General features: G+C 41.7%; 17 protein-coding genes and 1 pseudogene. 4 read left to right on the forward strand and 14 right to left on the reverse strand.

What is annotated here, in order from left to right:
- Window positions 1–319: 319 nt before the first annotated feature.
- Together NCCP133_RS11560 and NCCP133_RS11565 are read right to left on the reverse strand one after the other, a co-directional pair.
- A complete protein-coding gene (locus NCCP133_RS11560) occupies window positions 320–973 on the reverse strand; it encodes a DsbA family oxidoreductase (RefSeq protein ID WP_264805193.1) in 654 nt (217 codons plus the stop codon).
- Between the two features lie 523 nt (window positions 974–1,496).
- Window positions 1,497–2,612: a cysteine desulfurase family protein gene (locus NCCP133_RS11565; RefSeq protein ID WP_264805131.1), complete on the reverse strand. Its 1,116-nt coding sequence runs from the start codon at window positions 2,610–2,612 to the stop codon at window positions 1,497–1,499.
- A 228-nt stretch (window positions 2,613–2,840) separates the two neighbouring features.
- Between NCCP133_RS11565 and NCCP133_RS11570 the strand changes: the two genes are divergently transcribed.
- Window positions 2,841–3,212, forward strand: a complete 372-nt coding sequence (locus NCCP133_RS11570) for a VOC family protein (protein ID WP_264805132.1) — start codon at window positions 2,841–2,843, stop codon at window positions 3,210–3,212.
- 85 nt (window positions 3,213–3,297) lie between these two features.
- On the opposite strand, the gene NCCP133_RS11575 is transcribed toward NCCP133_RS11570, so the two are convergent.
- The 3 genes from NCCP133_RS11575 to NCCP133_RS11585 all read right to left on the reverse strand — a co-directional run bounded on the left by NCCP133_RS11575 (window position 3,298) and on the right by NCCP133_RS11585 (window position 4,771).
- Entirely contained in the window at window positions 3,298–3,696 is a 399-nt protein-coding gene (locus NCCP133_RS11575; protein ID WP_264805134.1) for a hypothetical protein, read from the reverse strand.
- A 543-nt stretch (window positions 3,697–4,239) separates the two neighbouring features.
- A complete protein-coding gene (locus NCCP133_RS11580) occupies window positions 4,240–4,419 on the reverse strand; it encodes a hypothetical protein (protein ID WP_264805135.1) in 180 nt (59 codons plus the stop codon).
- Between the two features lie 70 nt (window positions 4,420–4,489).
- Complete coding sequence (locus NCCP133_RS11585) at window positions 4,490–4,771, reverse strand: hypothetical protein (protein WP_264805136.1); 282 nt, start codon at window positions 4,769–4,771, stop codon at window positions 4,490–4,492.
- Window positions 4,772–4,985: 214 nt separating this feature from the next.
- Between NCCP133_RS11585 and NCCP133_RS21935 the strand changes: the two are divergent.
- Window positions 4,986–5,069, forward strand: a pseudogene (locus NCCP133_RS21935) (phospholipase); the annotation flags it as partial.
- A gap of 311 nt (window positions 5,070–5,380) precedes the next feature.
- On the opposite strand, the gene NCCP133_RS11595 reads toward NCCP133_RS21935, so the two are convergent.
- Window positions 5,381–5,686 carry a YciI family protein gene (locus tag NCCP133_RS11595; protein ID WP_264805138.1) on the reverse strand — a complete coding sequence of 102 codons (306 nt, stop codon included), beginning with the start codon at window positions 5,684–5,686 and terminating at the stop codon, window positions 5,381–5,383.
- Between the two features lie 4 nt (window positions 5,687–5,690).
- Window positions 5,691–5,849 carry a hypothetical protein gene (locus NCCP133_RS11600; RefSeq protein ID WP_264805139.1) on the reverse strand — a complete coding sequence of 53 codons (159 nt, stop codon included), beginning with the start codon at window positions 5,847–5,849 and terminating at the stop codon, window positions 5,691–5,693.
- 207 nt (window positions 5,850–6,056) lie between these two features.
- Between NCCP133_RS11600 and NCCP133_RS11605 the strand changes: the two genes are divergently transcribed.
- Entirely contained in the window at window positions 6,057–6,548 is a 492-nt protein-coding gene (locus tag NCCP133_RS11605; protein ID WP_264805140.1) for a hypothetical protein, read from the forward strand.
- 120 nt (window positions 6,549–6,668) lie between these two features.
- Here the strand turns inward: NCCP133_RS11605 and NCCP133_RS11610 are convergent, their stop codons facing one another.
- From NCCP133_RS11610 to NCCP133_RS11630, 5 genes are all read right to left on the reverse strand, one after another.
- Entirely contained in the window at window positions 6,669–7,751 is a 1,083-nt protein-coding gene (locus tag NCCP133_RS11610) for a YkvI family membrane protein (RefSeq protein ID WP_264805141.1), read from the reverse strand.
- 75 nt (window positions 7,752–7,826) lie between these two features.
- Window positions 7,827–8,933 carry an o-succinylbenzoate synthase gene (gene menC / locus NCCP133_RS11615; protein WP_264805142.1) on the reverse strand — a complete coding sequence of 369 codons (1,107 nt, stop codon included), beginning with the start codon at window positions 8,931–8,933 and terminating at the stop codon, window positions 7,827–7,829.
- A 22-nt stretch (window positions 8,934–8,955) separates the two neighbouring features.
- Complete coding sequence (locus tag NCCP133_RS11620; protein WP_264805144.1) at window positions 8,956–9,771, reverse strand: GNAT family N-acetyltransferase; 816 nt, start codon at window positions 9,769–9,771, stop codon at window positions 8,956–8,958.
- A gap of 2 nt (window positions 9,772–9,773) precedes the next feature.
- Window positions 9,774–10,910, reverse strand: a complete 1,137-nt coding sequence (locus tag NCCP133_RS11625) for a M20 peptidase aminoacylase family protein (protein WP_264805145.1) — start codon at window positions 10,908–10,910, stop codon at window positions 9,774–9,776.
- On the reverse strand, window positions 10,907–11,770 hold the full coding sequence (locus tag NCCP133_RS11630; protein ID WP_264805146.1) for a MurR/RpiR family transcriptional regulator: 864 nt from the start codon (window positions 11,768–11,770) through the stop codon (window positions 10,907–10,909). The genes NCCP133_RS11625 and NCCP133_RS11630 overlap by 4 nt, the downstream gene beginning before the upstream one ends.
- 274 nt (window positions 11,771–12,044) lie before the next feature.
- Between NCCP133_RS11630 and NCCP133_RS11635 the strand changes: the two genes are divergently transcribed.
- Window positions 12,045–12,206, forward strand: coding sequence for a hypothetical protein (locus NCCP133_RS11635; protein WP_264805147.1), 162 nt, complete (start codon window positions 12,045–12,047; stop codon window positions 12,204–12,206).
- A 142-nt stretch (window positions 12,207–12,348) separates the two neighbouring features.
- On the opposite strand, the gene cyoE is transcribed toward NCCP133_RS11635, so the two are convergent.
- Both cyoE and NCCP133_RS11645 read right to left on the reverse strand, forming a co-directional pair.
- The gene (gene cyoE / locus NCCP133_RS11640) at window positions 12,349–13,266 is read right to left on the reverse strand and encodes a heme o synthase (protein WP_264805148.1); all 918 of its coding nucleotides are present in this window, start codon (window positions 13,264–13,266) and stop codon (window positions 12,349–12,351) included.
- 326 nt (window positions 13,267–13,592) lie between these two features.
- Window positions 13,593–14,255, reverse strand: coding sequence for an HAD family hydrolase (locus NCCP133_RS11645; protein WP_264805149.1), 663 nt, complete (start codon window positions 14,253–14,255; stop codon window positions 13,593–13,595).
- Window positions 14,256–14,294: the final 39 nt, after the last annotated feature.

Raw genomic sequence — 14,294 nt, forward strand, 5'->3', positions numbered from 1 at the left:
ACCAAAACCGATGATTTCTCGGCCAAACGATCAGGTTTAACGGCCAAATGACAAGTTTTCAGCTGCCCTTCTCATGTCCACCGCTTAAAAATAGATTTTTCCGGCCGAATGCATGTATTTACCGGCCAAAACCGGGAATTTACCGGCCAAATTTGATGATTTACCGGCCTACTATTAGATTTACCGGCCAATTAAATCTTTCTAGCAATTTATCTTTTTGCCTGAAAAGCAGGTTCATCTGCAAAATTAAAAAACTAGCCTGCCATAGCTTCGTAAAAAGGTAAACGCAGACTAGTTCATTTATTTTCAAAAACACCTGCTACTTTTTCGGAATCTCACAGCCGTTTTCATCGCAAATTACACCGTCCTGGTTATTTAAGACTGTAACTTCATCTTCTGCAATTACTTTCTGCAATGCTTTGACAAACATTTCAGTTGGCTGCGCCCCATTTAGCGCGTACTTTTTATTGATTAAGAAGAAAGGCACACCTGTGATGCGGTACTGCTGCGCTGCTTGTTCATCAGCACGGACAGCGTCCGCCATATCATCACTTGCAAGCAGTTTTTCTACTTCTTCCCGGTCAAGTCCAACTTCCGCCGCCAGCTCGGTTAAGGTTTCATAGTCTCCAATATGTTTGGAATCTGTGAAATACGCACGCAAAAGCCTTTCCGTCATTTCTTTCATTAACCCTTTTGTTTTCGCAAACATCGTCAGGCGGTGCGCGTCAAAGGTGTTGGTCAAAATGACCGTATCCAAGTTAAATTCCAGCCCGGCATTCCCAGCCATTTGGACCATGTTTCGAGTATTCGCTTTTGCCTGTTCAATACTCATTCCATACTTTTTAGATAATTTCTCGTACATATTATCTTTAATATCACGGTCTGCTGTTGGGTCGAGCTCGAAACAGCGATAGGTCACTTCAATTGGATGGTCAATCTGTTTAATGGCATCCTCCAGATGCCTTTTGCCAATATAGCAAAATGGTCAAGCAAAGTCAGTCCACATTTCAATATGCATGATCTATTTCCTCCCATACAATAATCTCCCTTTTAGTATAGTAGGTAAGATTGTATTTTACACGGAATTAGCTTGAAATCAGCAGACAAACGTCAATGTACTAAAGACAAGCGCAGGGCGCCTGGAGCTAAACAGTTATCTAAGTTCAAAGAGATCTAAATTCTGATATTATGAAAAAAGCTTTCTTTGCTGCACTTGTCACATAAATACCGATGCTTAATTCAATATCTATACACCATATAGATTATGCAGGAGCAAAAAAGAAACCTTACCTGGAAAGATAAGGCCATCCTTTTAAATAAAGAAGAAACAAATGCTGCGTTTAAGCAAAATTTTTAATGAACGAGGGTTTCGATGGCTTTTATTCAACATATGAAACTTGAAAACGGCGCAACAGATCTGTATTGCATTTTTGCAGAAGAAATCCTGCAAATTTCGGATGTCATGCCTGTTGATTCCATCAATTAGCAATTGCAGGTCATACTTGCTCTTTCAGCCAAAAAACAACTTGATCAAGCTCTTCCTTGATCGTGAACCTGCCAAGGCTAAAACGGATTGCGCCCATTCCGATAGATTCAGGAACCCCCATTTCTCTCAGGACAGGGGACAGTTCCACTTTGCCTGCATGGCAGGCCGAACCTGTCGAGGCAGCAAGCATAGGGATGGAAGATAGAATATCCTGTCCAACTCGATTAACAAAACTAACATTCAAGGTATTCGGCAGCCGCTTTTCTTCATGGCCATTCAAAACAATGCTGTTCCCAAACGCCTCCTTTAACTGTCCCCAAAAATAATTCGTTAACTCTTCAAGTCTTGAATCATAAACAGATTCGAGAGCCAAAGCACAGGCTTTTCCCAAACCAGCCGCAAGCAGCGTATTCTCTGTACCTGCACGCAATCCAAATTCATGGCCCGCTCCATGGATGAGCGGCTCGACCTCAATCCCTTTCCGAAGATATAAGGCACCAATCCCCTTAGGTGCATACAATTTATGGCCGGCAATGGTAAGCATATCTGCATTTAATTGATCGATATCAATGGGGATTTTTCCTGCGGATTGAGAAGCATCAATGTGAAAAGCAATCCCGTGTTTTTTAGCAATTTTCCCGATCTCTTCAATGGGCTGAATGGTTCCGACCTCATTATTGGAATGCATAATGGTAATCAGAATGGTATCTTCCCGAATGGCCTTTTCAATTTCTATGGGCGAAACCATGCCATGTTCATTTACACCCACCCTTGTGATTTCTGCGCCTAATCGCTTCAAAAAATTCAAGGGCTCAACGATGGCCGGGTGCTCAATTGTGGAAGTGATGATATGTATGCCTTTTTCCTTATTTTTAAAATAATAGCCTTTTAATGCCAGATTATTAGCCTCGCTCCCGCCACTTGTAAAAATAACTTCGTCCGGTGAACAGAGCAAAAGGTCAGCAACCTGTTTTCTCGCAAACGTCAATTTTTCTTTTACAGGTTTCCCTGCCCAATGCAAGGCGGAAGGATTTCCGTAAAAATCAGTTAAGAATGGCTTCATTTCATCTATTACTTCTGGCGCTAGCGGTGTGCTTGCATTGTAGTCTAAATAGATTTTCTTCATACTCTCTACTCCCCCTCTTTTCCTAAATTATATCAAACTAAAAGAACGCCAAGAAAAAAAGCTAGTGTAAATCAGGATTTAAACACATATTTTTTTGGTACATATGCATATTTGACTTCTCCAACAAACCTAGGAAAGCACAAAAACTTTTAGCGCATATTGTTATTTTGTATGTACTTATTTATACTTAATTTGTATCTGAATTTTCGAATAATAGAAGGAGGACATATGAAATTAGGAGCATTTTCTATCAGTTTAAGTGTAAAAGACATTAACAAATCTAAAGAATTTTATGAAAAACTGGGATTTCAGGCTTTGGGAGGAGATCCTGCTCAGAACTGGCTGATTTTGAAAAATGAAAGCTGCGTCATCGGCTTATTTCAAGGAATGTTTGAAAAAAACATCCTGACTTTTAACCCCGGCTGGAATCAAAACGCAGAAAATCTCGATTCGTATACAGACATTCGAGAACTTCAGAAACAGCTAAAAGAAAAAGGATTAACACTATTGACTGAAGCCGATGAATCAAGCGTTGGTCCTGCAAGCTTCACAATTGAAGATCCAGATGGAAATCCAATTCTTTTCGACCAGCACAGGTGAACATTTCATTAAATAGGGAAAGGGATGCAATCGCACCCCTCCTCTTCTGTACAATTTTGTACTCTCAACAGTTCTTCAAATCTGCCTATCTCATCGATTCAACCCGGAACTTTCTCGATTTCTCAATCAAATACTGAAAACCATATAATAAATACGCCTTATAATGCAGGTATAGAAAAAATTGAATAGGATTTAGCCGATTTAGCCTTATGATTTTAAACTTCTTTAGGACATCAATGATAAAGAAAGCAAATAACCCGTCAGCAATCGCATTTAGCAGTACAAACTTTTTAAAGTTTCCAAAAGTATATTTCAGCAGCCACATGGAAAGCGGCATATAAGGGCCAATACTAAAAGGAAGCTCATCCCTTAAAAACGATTTTCTCCTATCATAAAACTTCCACCAATTTCGCTTGTGTCCATACAAATGATTAAAGATTTCAAAAAGGATGATGAAAAACCCGGCAGCAGAGTAATTTTTCATGCTGCGCTTTCCTATGAACAACAACGATAACCACGGAATGATGATGATTGATAGATTAAAGATTAAATGCCTCTTCGAGATCTTCAACAATTTCACCTCAGCCTGCTAGTTTGACACCTTTAGATTATCCAGATTTAGAAAAAAAATTCTTCCATATTTGAGAGGTTATCAATAGGCAACTGAAAACTTCGCTGTATCACACAAAGAACTGCATCTCCATCGAATAAAAATCCTTCCTTTTATTAGACGTATTCCGTTCAATTCCCCTTTTAACAATATATTTACATCCAGGAAAACGTGTCTCAATAATAAATCAGTAGGATTGAATTGTATACAAAATAGAAGGAGCTGAACAAATGCTTGAAAAGCTTACCAGAGTCGTTATCTTAACGGTTTTTTGGATTCTTTTCCCTTAACTCCTTTTTATTCTTTTGATTGTTCAATTAAAGCCTAGATAGACTGTTTCCAGTTCTTCCTCTTTTACTTCCTGATCAAAATATACCCGATATGCTTTTGCACTAGGCCTTGAATTAACAATTTTTCCTATGTCCTGATCCATGTAATGGATAGACACGCCATCATCGGCTGCAATTCCATCTTTAGTAGCATGTTTGCAGCCAGCATCCGATGAAAGGAAGGCCTTCGATTCACTTCGCCATCATAATGGGGACAGTTACTGCCCTTATAAAAGAAAATGCAGGCAATGTCTATTGGAATCTCCATAGCATTGACGTGCACCTTTATATATGTATCAAAAAAAAGAGCCTTGCCGCTTTGGCAAAGCTCTCTTCACTTAATAATAATAATAAGGATATGGCGGGTATGCGTAAGGCGGGTAAGGGTATGGATAGCCGTATCCGAAACCTGGTCCTGGGGCGAGCAATGCCCCCGTTGCAAGGCCGCCTAAGAATCCCAGGCCTAGTCCAGCTCCTCCAAAGCCAAACCCTGGCCTTCCAAACCCAAATCCTGGCCTTCCGAATCCAAATCCCGGACGAATTCTCTGATCATGGAAGAGCATGCCATCTTGCTGGCCATACTCCTGTTGCATTGGCATGTGATAATATTGATAATTCAACAGAACTCCTCCTCTGTATGTTTCTACAGTAAAGGATATGCGGCAGAGGCCTAATGGGTATGGGCAGCCGCCCCATTAAAGGAAATTTAACTGCAATAATTCTACTATTTGAAGAGGATAGATCATCTTTTACTTCTTGAACTAGATATGCAACCACACCTCTATCAGTACTTTCACATATCAATAATTAAAAAGACAGAAAGGAGGGATTCACATGACTAGAAAAAGATCCTCACGCTGCCTCTTTCCTGGCTACAATTGGTGCGGTCCTGGCTGCAGCGGACCAGGTGCACCTAAGAATGCAGTTGATGCTTGCTGCCGATCCCACGATCAATGCTGGACAAGCGGGAGATCAAAATGCAGATGTGACCAGGAATTTCTCCGATGTCTCAGGCCTAAAGTAAACATGTTTAACGAGGAAGGGATTATCGCAGGGATTATGTATATTTATATGAATATACAATCTAATTTTACTTGCAGTCCTAATAGAAAGAGGAGAAATTAAGCTGCTCTCCAGCTCTTTCCGGCTTCGACAGGCATCTCCATAAAATGAATAGGCTGAAAAAGGAACTCAGTCACGAGCTCCTTTTTTTGAAAACTCTATTCCGATTATTTATAAAGCTCCATAAACTTAGGTGCCACTCTGCATGGCTCTACTTCAATTTTCTGCCAAACATTATCTTTCATATAAGGTTCTTCTTTCAGCCATTGATCCAGCTCTGCCCTTGATGGGTAATCAACCACCATGATTGAGCCGATCATCTTTTCCTCATCATTAAGGATGGCTGCACCATACAAATGCTCTCCTGCTTTAAATCTCCTCTCAACTCCTTTTAAATGTTCTTCTCGTGCACTTAATCTTCTCTCCAAGGCTTGATCGTCAGTTCCATCGTAAGCTGTAATAATAAATTGCATCGTTTTATGCCTCCTTACTTTTTTTGTAATTCTTTTCTGATAATGGAGCAACTGCTTCGATCTCAATTAATTGATGACCATATCCCAATACGGTGACTTCAGATAAAGTACCGGGAACATCATGTGAACCAAACACTTCTCTATTATAATCTTCCACTCTCATGCACTATTTTCCTTCTTTCACTGAAATACCCTTCCTATACTTTAACAATTTGCTTCAGCAGGTATTGGTCCAATTTTGAAAGAGCATTAAATGAATACCCTTTAAGTTAGCAGATTCCCTTCCAGTAAACAATATGACATGTCACTCCTCATTTCATAATACTTATAATGGTGGGTTCCAATATACATGAAAAGGAGATGTTTTGGATTGAATCCTTATTATTATCATTATTATCGTGTTAACAACTGGGGTTCTATTTTAACTTTATTGCGGCAAAGTTTATTTGCTGAAGAGATGGTTTGCTCAATGAGCTCCGAACTTTTCCATATCCCAGCAACCAAAGATCTTGAAGGAAATGCCGAGATGCATAATCATCTTGTGCCAGCTTCGTATCATCGTGTTACTGCCGCAGGCTGCGCCCAAAGACTCGTGAATGGAGAAGACCGGCAAACGATTATTGCTACCATGGCAGCTTGTATGGTAAATGCAGAAAATCAGGATAAAAAGGTACGTGAAGGATTAAAAACAATGGAAGAACATGCACCTCCTGAATACAAAACGGCTATAGGTTTAATGATCAGATGGCAAGACCAGGCAGAAAACTACTTGTCCCAAGCAAAGGAATCATTGCGGATGATGGGGGTTTCCTTTCCATCTTCAGGAAGCGGACCGGAGAATGGAGAATATAATCTTTATTGAGAATTGTTATATATATTTTTAAAAATTTTCCAGCAAACACCTGAATTCATAGCTTGAAAAAAAGCTCAGAGGGGCGCTGAGCTTTCTGAATTTTTTTAAAATAAAAATTCCTTTCTTTCATTATTGTTCCACGGTAATTTCGCTTTTGATCCCTACTGCTTTCCTCTTCCCCCTAAACCACGCATAAACAATCGCTGCAATCAAAATAAATCCAAGATAGCCCATTAGCGGATAAACCGTGCCAACCAACGTGATGAACCCGACGAAGCTTGCCCCAAATGCAGCTGCACCGAACAAGATCACAAAAAGATTGAACTTTGGATTTTCCCTTTTCACCACACGGGCCGTAAAAGCATAAAGCATGCCGACTGCTGTGTTATAAATCATGCCTAGCAATACAACAAACATTAATATGCCAAACAATGGCGAAATCTCATTAGCGAGGGACAGAATCGGCATACTGGAACCGCCAATAACATCCATTTTTACAAGCATTCCGATATTGATCAGTAAAATAAGAACACCCAATCCAGCGCCGCCAATAATGCCGCCCAGTCCTGCCTGCTTTTCATCTTTCGTCGTACCGCCCATTACCGTAAGCATCGCTGCACCGGCCGCAATATTGTAAGAAACATAAAGAAGTGCACCCATAAACCAGTTTGATGCTGCTGGTGTTTGGCTTTCCGCCAATTTCTGAACTTCACCAAAATCAATGCCCATTGTGCTTAAGGCATATCCGCCAATAATGATAACCATTAATAGCAGGAAAGGAGTGACTAGACTGATGATAGAAATAACCTTCTGGATATTCAGGCAAACCGTCAGGATCGCCAACACAGCCATGATGATATTCCCGGCCATGCTCGGTATGCCGAACTGTTCTTCAAAAATGGAACCGGATCCTGCAAGCATGACAACGGCTACACCGAAGAGGAAGAACGTAATGACGAAATCGACGGCCACTCCAAGATATTTGCCGCAAATATGATAGATGACATCTTTATGAGAGTCTGTCTGCAGCCGGCTTCCAAGCTGTGTTAAATTCATTCCCAAAAACGCAAACAGGAAGGTTGCTACAACCGCACCAATGATTCCCATCCAGCCGAAGCTTGTGAAAAACTGCCATATTTCCTGGCCTGAAGCAAATCCTGCTCCCACAATGACGCCAATAAACGCCCCGGCGATTTGAATACTCTTTTTCATCATTTTTCCCCCTTTTCAATATTTGAATTTTGCGATAATTATTTCTAAAAGAGAAAGAGAGAATCCTCTCTCCTCTTAGGAATAGCTTTTTTCCATAACCGTAAACTGCTTAATGGTTTCAAGATCCGGCTCATATCCGAGGCCCGGTTTTTCTGGTACCCTTATGATTCCATTCTCAACAGTTACTTCCGGTTCAATCAGATCCTTCTCCCAATAGCGGGATGAAGCTGCTGTATCCCCTGGCATGACAAAGTTTGATAGAGTGGTTAAGGCGATATTGTGTGCGCGGCCAATTCCGGATTCAAGCATGCCGCCGCACCATACCGGAATGTCTCTTTCCTTGCAGAGATCGTGAATTTTCTTGGACTCTGTCAGTCCGCCAACACGGCCGATTTTGATATTGATAATCTTGCAGCTTCCAAGCTCTATCGCTTTTCTGGCATCTTCATAGGAATGGATGCTTTCATCCAAGCAAACAGGCGTTTGCAGCTCTTTCTGAAGTGTGGCATGGTCGATAATATCATCTGAAGCCAGCGGCTGTTCGATCATCATCAGATCGAACTCATCGAGCTGCTTTAATAGGTTAATATCTTCCAGTCTATAAGCAGAGTTTGCGTCCGCCATAAGCTGTATATCCGGAAAATGCTTACGTACTTCCCGCATAACCTCAACATCCCAGCCTGGCTTGATTTTGACTTTAATCCGTTTATAGCCTTCATTCACATGCAATCCAATAAGCTTCAGCAAATCAGCAACCGTATCCTGAATGCCGATGCTGATGCCAACATCGATTTCATTGACTGTCCCGCCTAAGGCCTTAGCTAGCGGAATGCTTTTTTGCTTCGCATATAAGTCCCAGACAGCCCCTTCAAAAGCTGACTTCGCCATATTATTTTTGCGTATGTAGGAAAGGGCTTCGGACACTTCATCCGGATGGCTCATTTCCTTATTTAATAAATCCGGAATGATAAAGTCTTCAAGCATATGCCAATTCGTTTTCAGTGTTTCTTCATTGTACCAAGGTGAATGGAAAGCAACGGATTCACCCCAGCCGCTCAAGCCGTTTTCATCCTTCGCTTCCAGTAAAAGAAACTCTTTATCCTGGAACGTGCCAAAGCTTGTCGTAAAAGGAGCTTTCATTCTCATTTTCATATGCCGCAAAACGATTTCTGTCACTTTCATGTCCATCCCCCGCCTTTTCTTGTTAGTTCAGTTCAAGACTGTCTCTTTGGACCAATACATAGTAATGTACGAGTTCTTCGACTCCTTTTATAAAACTTGTCATTGCATAGCCTTGAGCAAACAGCCTCTGCAAAATCTCCCGCGTTTTAAAGCGCCAATCCCTGGCCAATTCAACATTCTGGTTTTTTATAGACTGGAAGTTCGCAGGAATCGGGAGGAGTACTGGTCCCCCTCCTTCTTCCCATTCGGTATTTAATAGGACCGGAAAATCATCCTCAGACACGCCCCATTCAAATGGATCCTGTGCTGATTCCGCCCTAGCATTCAGCGGCAGCTTTACATGCGGACTATTAATCCACCATTCTACTTTCAGACGATCTGTCGGAAGGCCACGATTCAAGCTGTCATCCATATCCCCGTAGCAATTTTTCACATAAGTAGAGCAAATGGCATTAAGCTTTGTTAAGTTCAAATAAGCATTGCGGCTTTCCAGCGGATCAAATGTCCAGGTGATCAAGTCATAGCCCATTTCTGACGCCATCTCTTTTTGCTTTTGTTTAAGAAGCGCTCCCAAGCCTTTATCCTGATGATGAGGGTGTATGCCCAGCATGTGGGAGCAGAGATAGCTTTTGCCTTTGTGAAATCCGGCAAACCCGTAGCTGAAACCAATCAGTTCATCCTCAATAAAAGCTCCCAGCAGCAGGCCGCCATTTTGGGCAGCTGTAATGGTTTGATGAACGGGAAGCGGAGCCATATTCCAAATTTCAAGCTCCAGTTTTTGTATCAGATTCAATTCTTCTGAAGTGTTAAGAACTCTTAACTCCATGGTTAAAACCATTGTTACTCCCCCTTTCCGTGTTCCTCCAATGTATGCATGACCGTTCGAGCGAGGATTTCCATTCCTGCGTAGATGGCATCATGATTAAATGTCATCTTCGGGTGATGAAGCCCTGGCTGCAAATCACAGTCTAATCCAAGCATCGTGGCCTTGATATTTTGTTTCTTTAAGGTGTAAAAATGGAAATCTTCTCCGCCGGAAGTGACAATCGGTTCTCTTAATTGATCCGCACCCAGAACATCCACAATCGCTTTCTCCATAAACTGCTGCGCCTCTTCTTCCACCTCAGCGGCTGCCACATCCGCTTTCGTCTCTAGTGTGATCTTCACGCCATATAATTTCGATAAGTATTCAGATATCGTCTCGATTTTCTCCGATAGCGCAGCAATCACTTCATTCGTTTGTGCCCGCAGATCGAGACTGAAGGAAGCTTTTCCAGGGATGATATTGCCTGAATCACTGCCTGCATGAAATTTCGTCATCTTCGCTGTATACGGAACCATCGGATCGAGATGGATGCTTTTAATTTCATTCACGAAGGATGCGCCAATCTCAATGGCATTCTGCCCTAAATGCGGGCGGGCGCCGTGAGCGTCTTCCCCTATAATCTCGCCTGCAAGGAATCGGGCAGCACCATGGCAGATAGCAGCTGACGCCTCACCATCGCGAATTTCCTGAATAGGCCTGAGGTGGACACCATATAAGTAATCCACATCATCCAAGACACCCTCTTTAATCATTTTTAAAGCGCCTGTCCCCTTTTCCTCTGCCGGCTGAAAAATAAATTTCAGTTTCCCTTTTGAAGAAAAGCCTGCTTTTTGAAGCAGCAGCATCGCCCCAAGCCCCATGCTCATATGGGCATCATGGCCGCAGGAATGGTTGGCCTGGAACTTGCCATCCACCTCCTGCCAAAGCGCATCCATATCGGCCCTAAGCGCCACACATGGACTGCCTTCCCCCACTTCAACCACAAGGCCTGGACAATCGCCAAACACCTGGACATGAAAGCCCCGGCATTCAAGGAAGGTCTTCAAATACTCTGTCGTCTGATATTCCTTCCAGCTAATCTCCGGATTTTCATGCAAATGATTAAACACACAATTAATCGTCGGTTTTAATTCTTCAACGTATTCTCTCAATTCATCTTCCCTCCAGGCTGAATAAAAAAGTGATTGCTCTCCAGCTTTTCATATTGTTCCTTCCGTCTTTGGAATCGGTCCCTGTCTTTTATCGACACACCCGCAAGTACGGCATTCAAAAATGAAAATAAAGCCGGTGCAGCATCAATCGTCGACTTTTCCGATGAATGGATCTTAAAAAGCAAATCCGCATGCTCCTTAATCGGGGCCAGACTGGAATCTGTGATCCCAATCACAAAAGCTCCCTGCTTTTTCGCCAATTCCGCGAGTTTAATCGTATCCTTCATATAGCGGTCAAATGAAATCGCAATAAACGCCGATTCCTTGTCCATCTCACTGATGGTCAAAAGCAAATCATCCGTATCCGGCCGGATCAGCTTTGCATTCCCCCGGACAACCCCAAGTGTAAATGCCAGCCAGCTTGCTGCGGAGAAGGAAGACCGCAAACCTGAAACATACACCTTTTCTGTTCTGATTAACCGATCCACCATTCGATCAAAATCTTCCTCATGGATATTTTGAATCGTCTCCCGGATATGCAGGAGATCCTTCTCCATTACATTCGCAACAAATTGAGGCTTCTCAGCCAGCTCCATCTTGCTCGTAAAATACTGGCCAAGCGTGCTGCTGGTTTCCAAAAGCTGCTCGCGAACCATCTTCTGAAGCTCTGAATACCCGGATAAATGAATGGAATAGCAAAACCGAATCACCGTAGTCTCACTAACCCCTATTCTTTTTCCAATCTCTCCTGCAGACTTCACCGCAAAATCCTTTGGATGATCAAGCAAATACATGGCTGCCTTCTGCTGGCCTTTAGAGAGGTTATGAAACTCTTTTTCTATCGTTTCTTTCAATATCATGTAGGTTCACCTTCAAAAATGAAGTTTATGCTGTATTTTTAAAATTTATGAAGTCTACGCTTCGTTTTTAATAAATTAACATAGATTTCTTTCGAAAACAATCATTATTCTGAAAATTTTAAAATAAAAATTGGACACCAGATCTGGTGTCCAATTAGAAGGTTTAGACCTCTACTGCAGCTCATTTTCCATCAGTACCACTTTTTAGGTGTAAAGGCAAGATTATCCTGAAAATAGGTAGTTTTGGTTCCGCTGAAGGATAATTATTTAGCTGATGTTAAGTTATACGGTAATTGATACCCATGATGAAGACCCAACTAGCCTTGATGCTATGACAGTCGTCAATATGGAGACAGAGGAAATATTCATCATTTATGTCAGCGCGGATGCAAGCGGAAAACATGGAAAGAAGGATATTCTTACCGATTTTTTATGAACAGACACACTGAATGCTGCAGTGTGTCTGTTTTTCTTGGCTCTCTTCCCACAAAAAAAGATGCTGCCCCGGTTCATAAAACGATACCGGACAAGGGAAAAGAAAATCCTTTTGAAAAGCATAAAACTGATGAAAACTGCACCTATAAATTAAAAATAATCCCCATCAAAGAATAGATAATTACCGTTGAAAACAGTACCGTCATATGAACCAGAGAAAAAATAAACAGCGACTTCGCCCACTTTTCCGGGTCCATCCTTTTATAGCCGTATACACTCAAAATCAGCCAGGCAACGCCTAATAGGAGGGCTACCAGCATAAGGCCGATGCTTAAAGTTCCTAATAAAAAGCTTATTCCAATCAAAACGATTAGATAGATATTAGTTTGAATATAGGTTCTCCTTACCCCTTTAACAACTGGAAGCATCGGTACATTCGCCGCTTTATATTCATCGTGTTTTCGGATGGCAATCGCATAGAAATGCGGCATTTGCCAGATGACTGTAATGACAAACAGACCAAGGATCGCGGGATGCGTGATGTCGGGATGGATCGCAGCCCATCCAATGAGAGGCGGCATCGCCCCGGAAATGCTTCCGATTTCCGTATTGTAGACGGTTCTTCTCTTGCTCCACATGGTGTATGGGACCACATAAAAAAACAATCCCAAGAACCCCATTAATGCGGCCAAAGGAGTCGTAAATGCAAGAGCTATAAGCCCAAATACAGACATAAATATCCCGAGCCATAGTACTTGGCTGGGCTTAATTTCACCCGTAACAGTTGGTCTCTCCTTCGTTCTTTCCATGATCGAATCGATGTCCCGGTCGTACAGATTATTAAAGGCCCCTGCTGCCCCCATGACTAAACTGGAACCAATAAAAGCCAATATGATTTCCGGCAATTTCTCAAGTAAACCATAATTGTAGGTATATAAGGATAATGTTAATCCGGCAAACATCGGGATCAGATTCGATTTTATAATCCCAGTTTTTACGGTTTTAGCCAGGATTTTTGAAAAAGGCTGGCTCTGCCTTCTCACGCTTTCTTCCTCTTTCATGATGATACTCTTCCCCTTTTGCTTAAATCTCTCTATCTAAATGCCTGAAATGAAATCCATTCTAATCATAACACCTTTCTGCTTGCGCTACATTAGAATAGATTAATATTATATCGTTTTTTCTTCGCAGCGGGGATAAAAAAAGCAAACCCTAAGCGGGATTGCTTCTAATGACAAAACTGTTTAAGTACGTTGGTGCCTATTCCCGGCCATGAAGCTTTTTACCTCATCGGCATTTTTGCTGAATACACCATGGTCCTCTTCTGTATTGTTTTTGGCTGTATGGTAATATTTTTATCCTCTATGGGATAGACCAGATTTTCAATTTAGATTTCCTCTAATAATTTCCCCAGCATGAAAACATCTATTTCCTCTAAAGAAGAAATAACCAGGTCCGCCCTAGATAAATCCATTGGAATTTGCTTATGCTTAACACCAATTTTCTTCATACCTGCTCTTGAAGCAGCTGTTAAACCATTCAAAGAGTCTTCAATGACAATACAATGTTCAGGTGGAACCCCCAACTTTGCGGCACTATGAAGAAAGATGTCAGGATGCGGTTTGCTCTCTTCGAACTCTTCCCCACTTACTATTGATCTGAAATATCCATGGAGGTCGCAATCATCTAATACTTTATCAATTCGTTCTCTGTCAGACGACGAAGCCAGTGCAGTGGGGATTTTCTGTTTTCGCAGATTTTCCAGCAGCGGTCGGGCACCAGGAAATAAAATCTTGTCAAAATGGACGTTTTTAAATCTAAAGAATTTTTGTTGATAGGAAATTAGGTCCTCTAGAGGCTGTGTAACTCCACAGTGCTCTTTTATCATTCTCCACTTTCGATTGGCACTTCCACCTATAAATTGCAATCGTATCTCATCTGGGACCGAAATGTTTAACTCCTTGAATAATTCTTCATTTAAGTTTTTAAAGACAGGTTCACTATCAACAATTACACCGTCCATATCAAATATAATCGCATACGAATCCATTTCTTATTCCTCCTTAAATGCAAAAGGAGCGATCAAGTG

This window comes from Cytobacillus sp. NCCP-133 (assembly GCF_026011715.1).
Taxonomy (GTDB): Bacteria; Bacillota; Bacilli; order Bacillales; family Cytobacillaceae; genus Cytobacillus.

What these genes read in the sequence shown, in the direction of transcription:
- NCCP133_RS11565 (WP_264805131.1), bottom strand. Translation starts at nt 2,612, where the DNA reads ATGAAGAAAATCTATTTAGACTACAATGCAAGCACACCGCTAGCGCCA.
- NCCP133_RS11570 (WP_264805132.1), top strand. Translation starts at nt 2,841, where the DNA reads ATGAAATTAGGAGCATTTTCTATCAGTTTAAGTGTAAAAGACATTAAC.
- NCCP133_RS11575 (WP_264805134.1), bottom strand. Translation starts at nt 3,696, where the DNA reads ATGAAAAATTACTCTGCTGCCGGGTTTTTCATCATCCTTTTTGAAATC.
- NCCP133_RS11580 (WP_264805135.1), bottom strand. Translation starts at nt 4,419, where the DNA reads ATGGAGATTCCAATAGACATTGCCTGCATTTTCTTTTATAAGGGCAGT.
- NCCP133_RS11595 (WP_264805138.1), bottom strand. Translation starts at nt 5,686, where the DNA reads ATGCAATTTATTATTACAGCTTACGATGGAACTGACGATCAAGCCTTG.
- NCCP133_RS11600 (WP_264805139.1), bottom strand. Translation starts at nt 5,849, where the DNA reads ATGAGAGTGGAAGATTATAATAGAGAAGTGTTTGGTTCACATGATGTT.
- NCCP133_RS11610 (WP_264805141.1), bottom strand. Translation starts at nt 7,751, where the DNA reads ATGAAAAAGAGTATTCAAATCGCCGGGGCGTTTATTGGCGTCATTGTG.
- menC (WP_264805142.1), bottom strand. Translation starts at nt 8,933, where the DNA reads ATGAAAGTGACAGAAATCGTTTTGCGGCATATGAAAATGAGAATGAAA.
- NCCP133_RS11620 (WP_264805144.1), bottom strand. Translation starts at nt 9,771, where the DNA reads ATGGTTTTAACCATGGAGTTAAGAGTTCTTAACACTTCAGAAGAATTG.
- NCCP133_RS11630 (WP_264805146.1), bottom strand. Translation starts at nt 11,770, where the DNA reads ATGATATTGAAAGAAACGATAGAAAAAGAGTTTCATAACCTCTCTAAA.
- NCCP133_RS11635 (WP_264805147.1), top strand. Translation starts at nt 12,045, where the DNA reads ATGTTAAGTTATACGGTAATTGATACCCATGATGAAGACCCAACTAGC.
- cyoE (WP_264805148.1), bottom strand. Translation starts at nt 13,266, where the DNA reads ATGAAAGAGGAAGAAAGCGTGAGAAGGCAGAGCCAGCCTTTTTCAAAA.
- NCCP133_RS11645 (WP_264805149.1), bottom strand. Translation starts at nt 14,255, where the DNA reads ATGGATTCGTATGCGATTATATTTGATATGGACGGTGTAATTGTTGAT.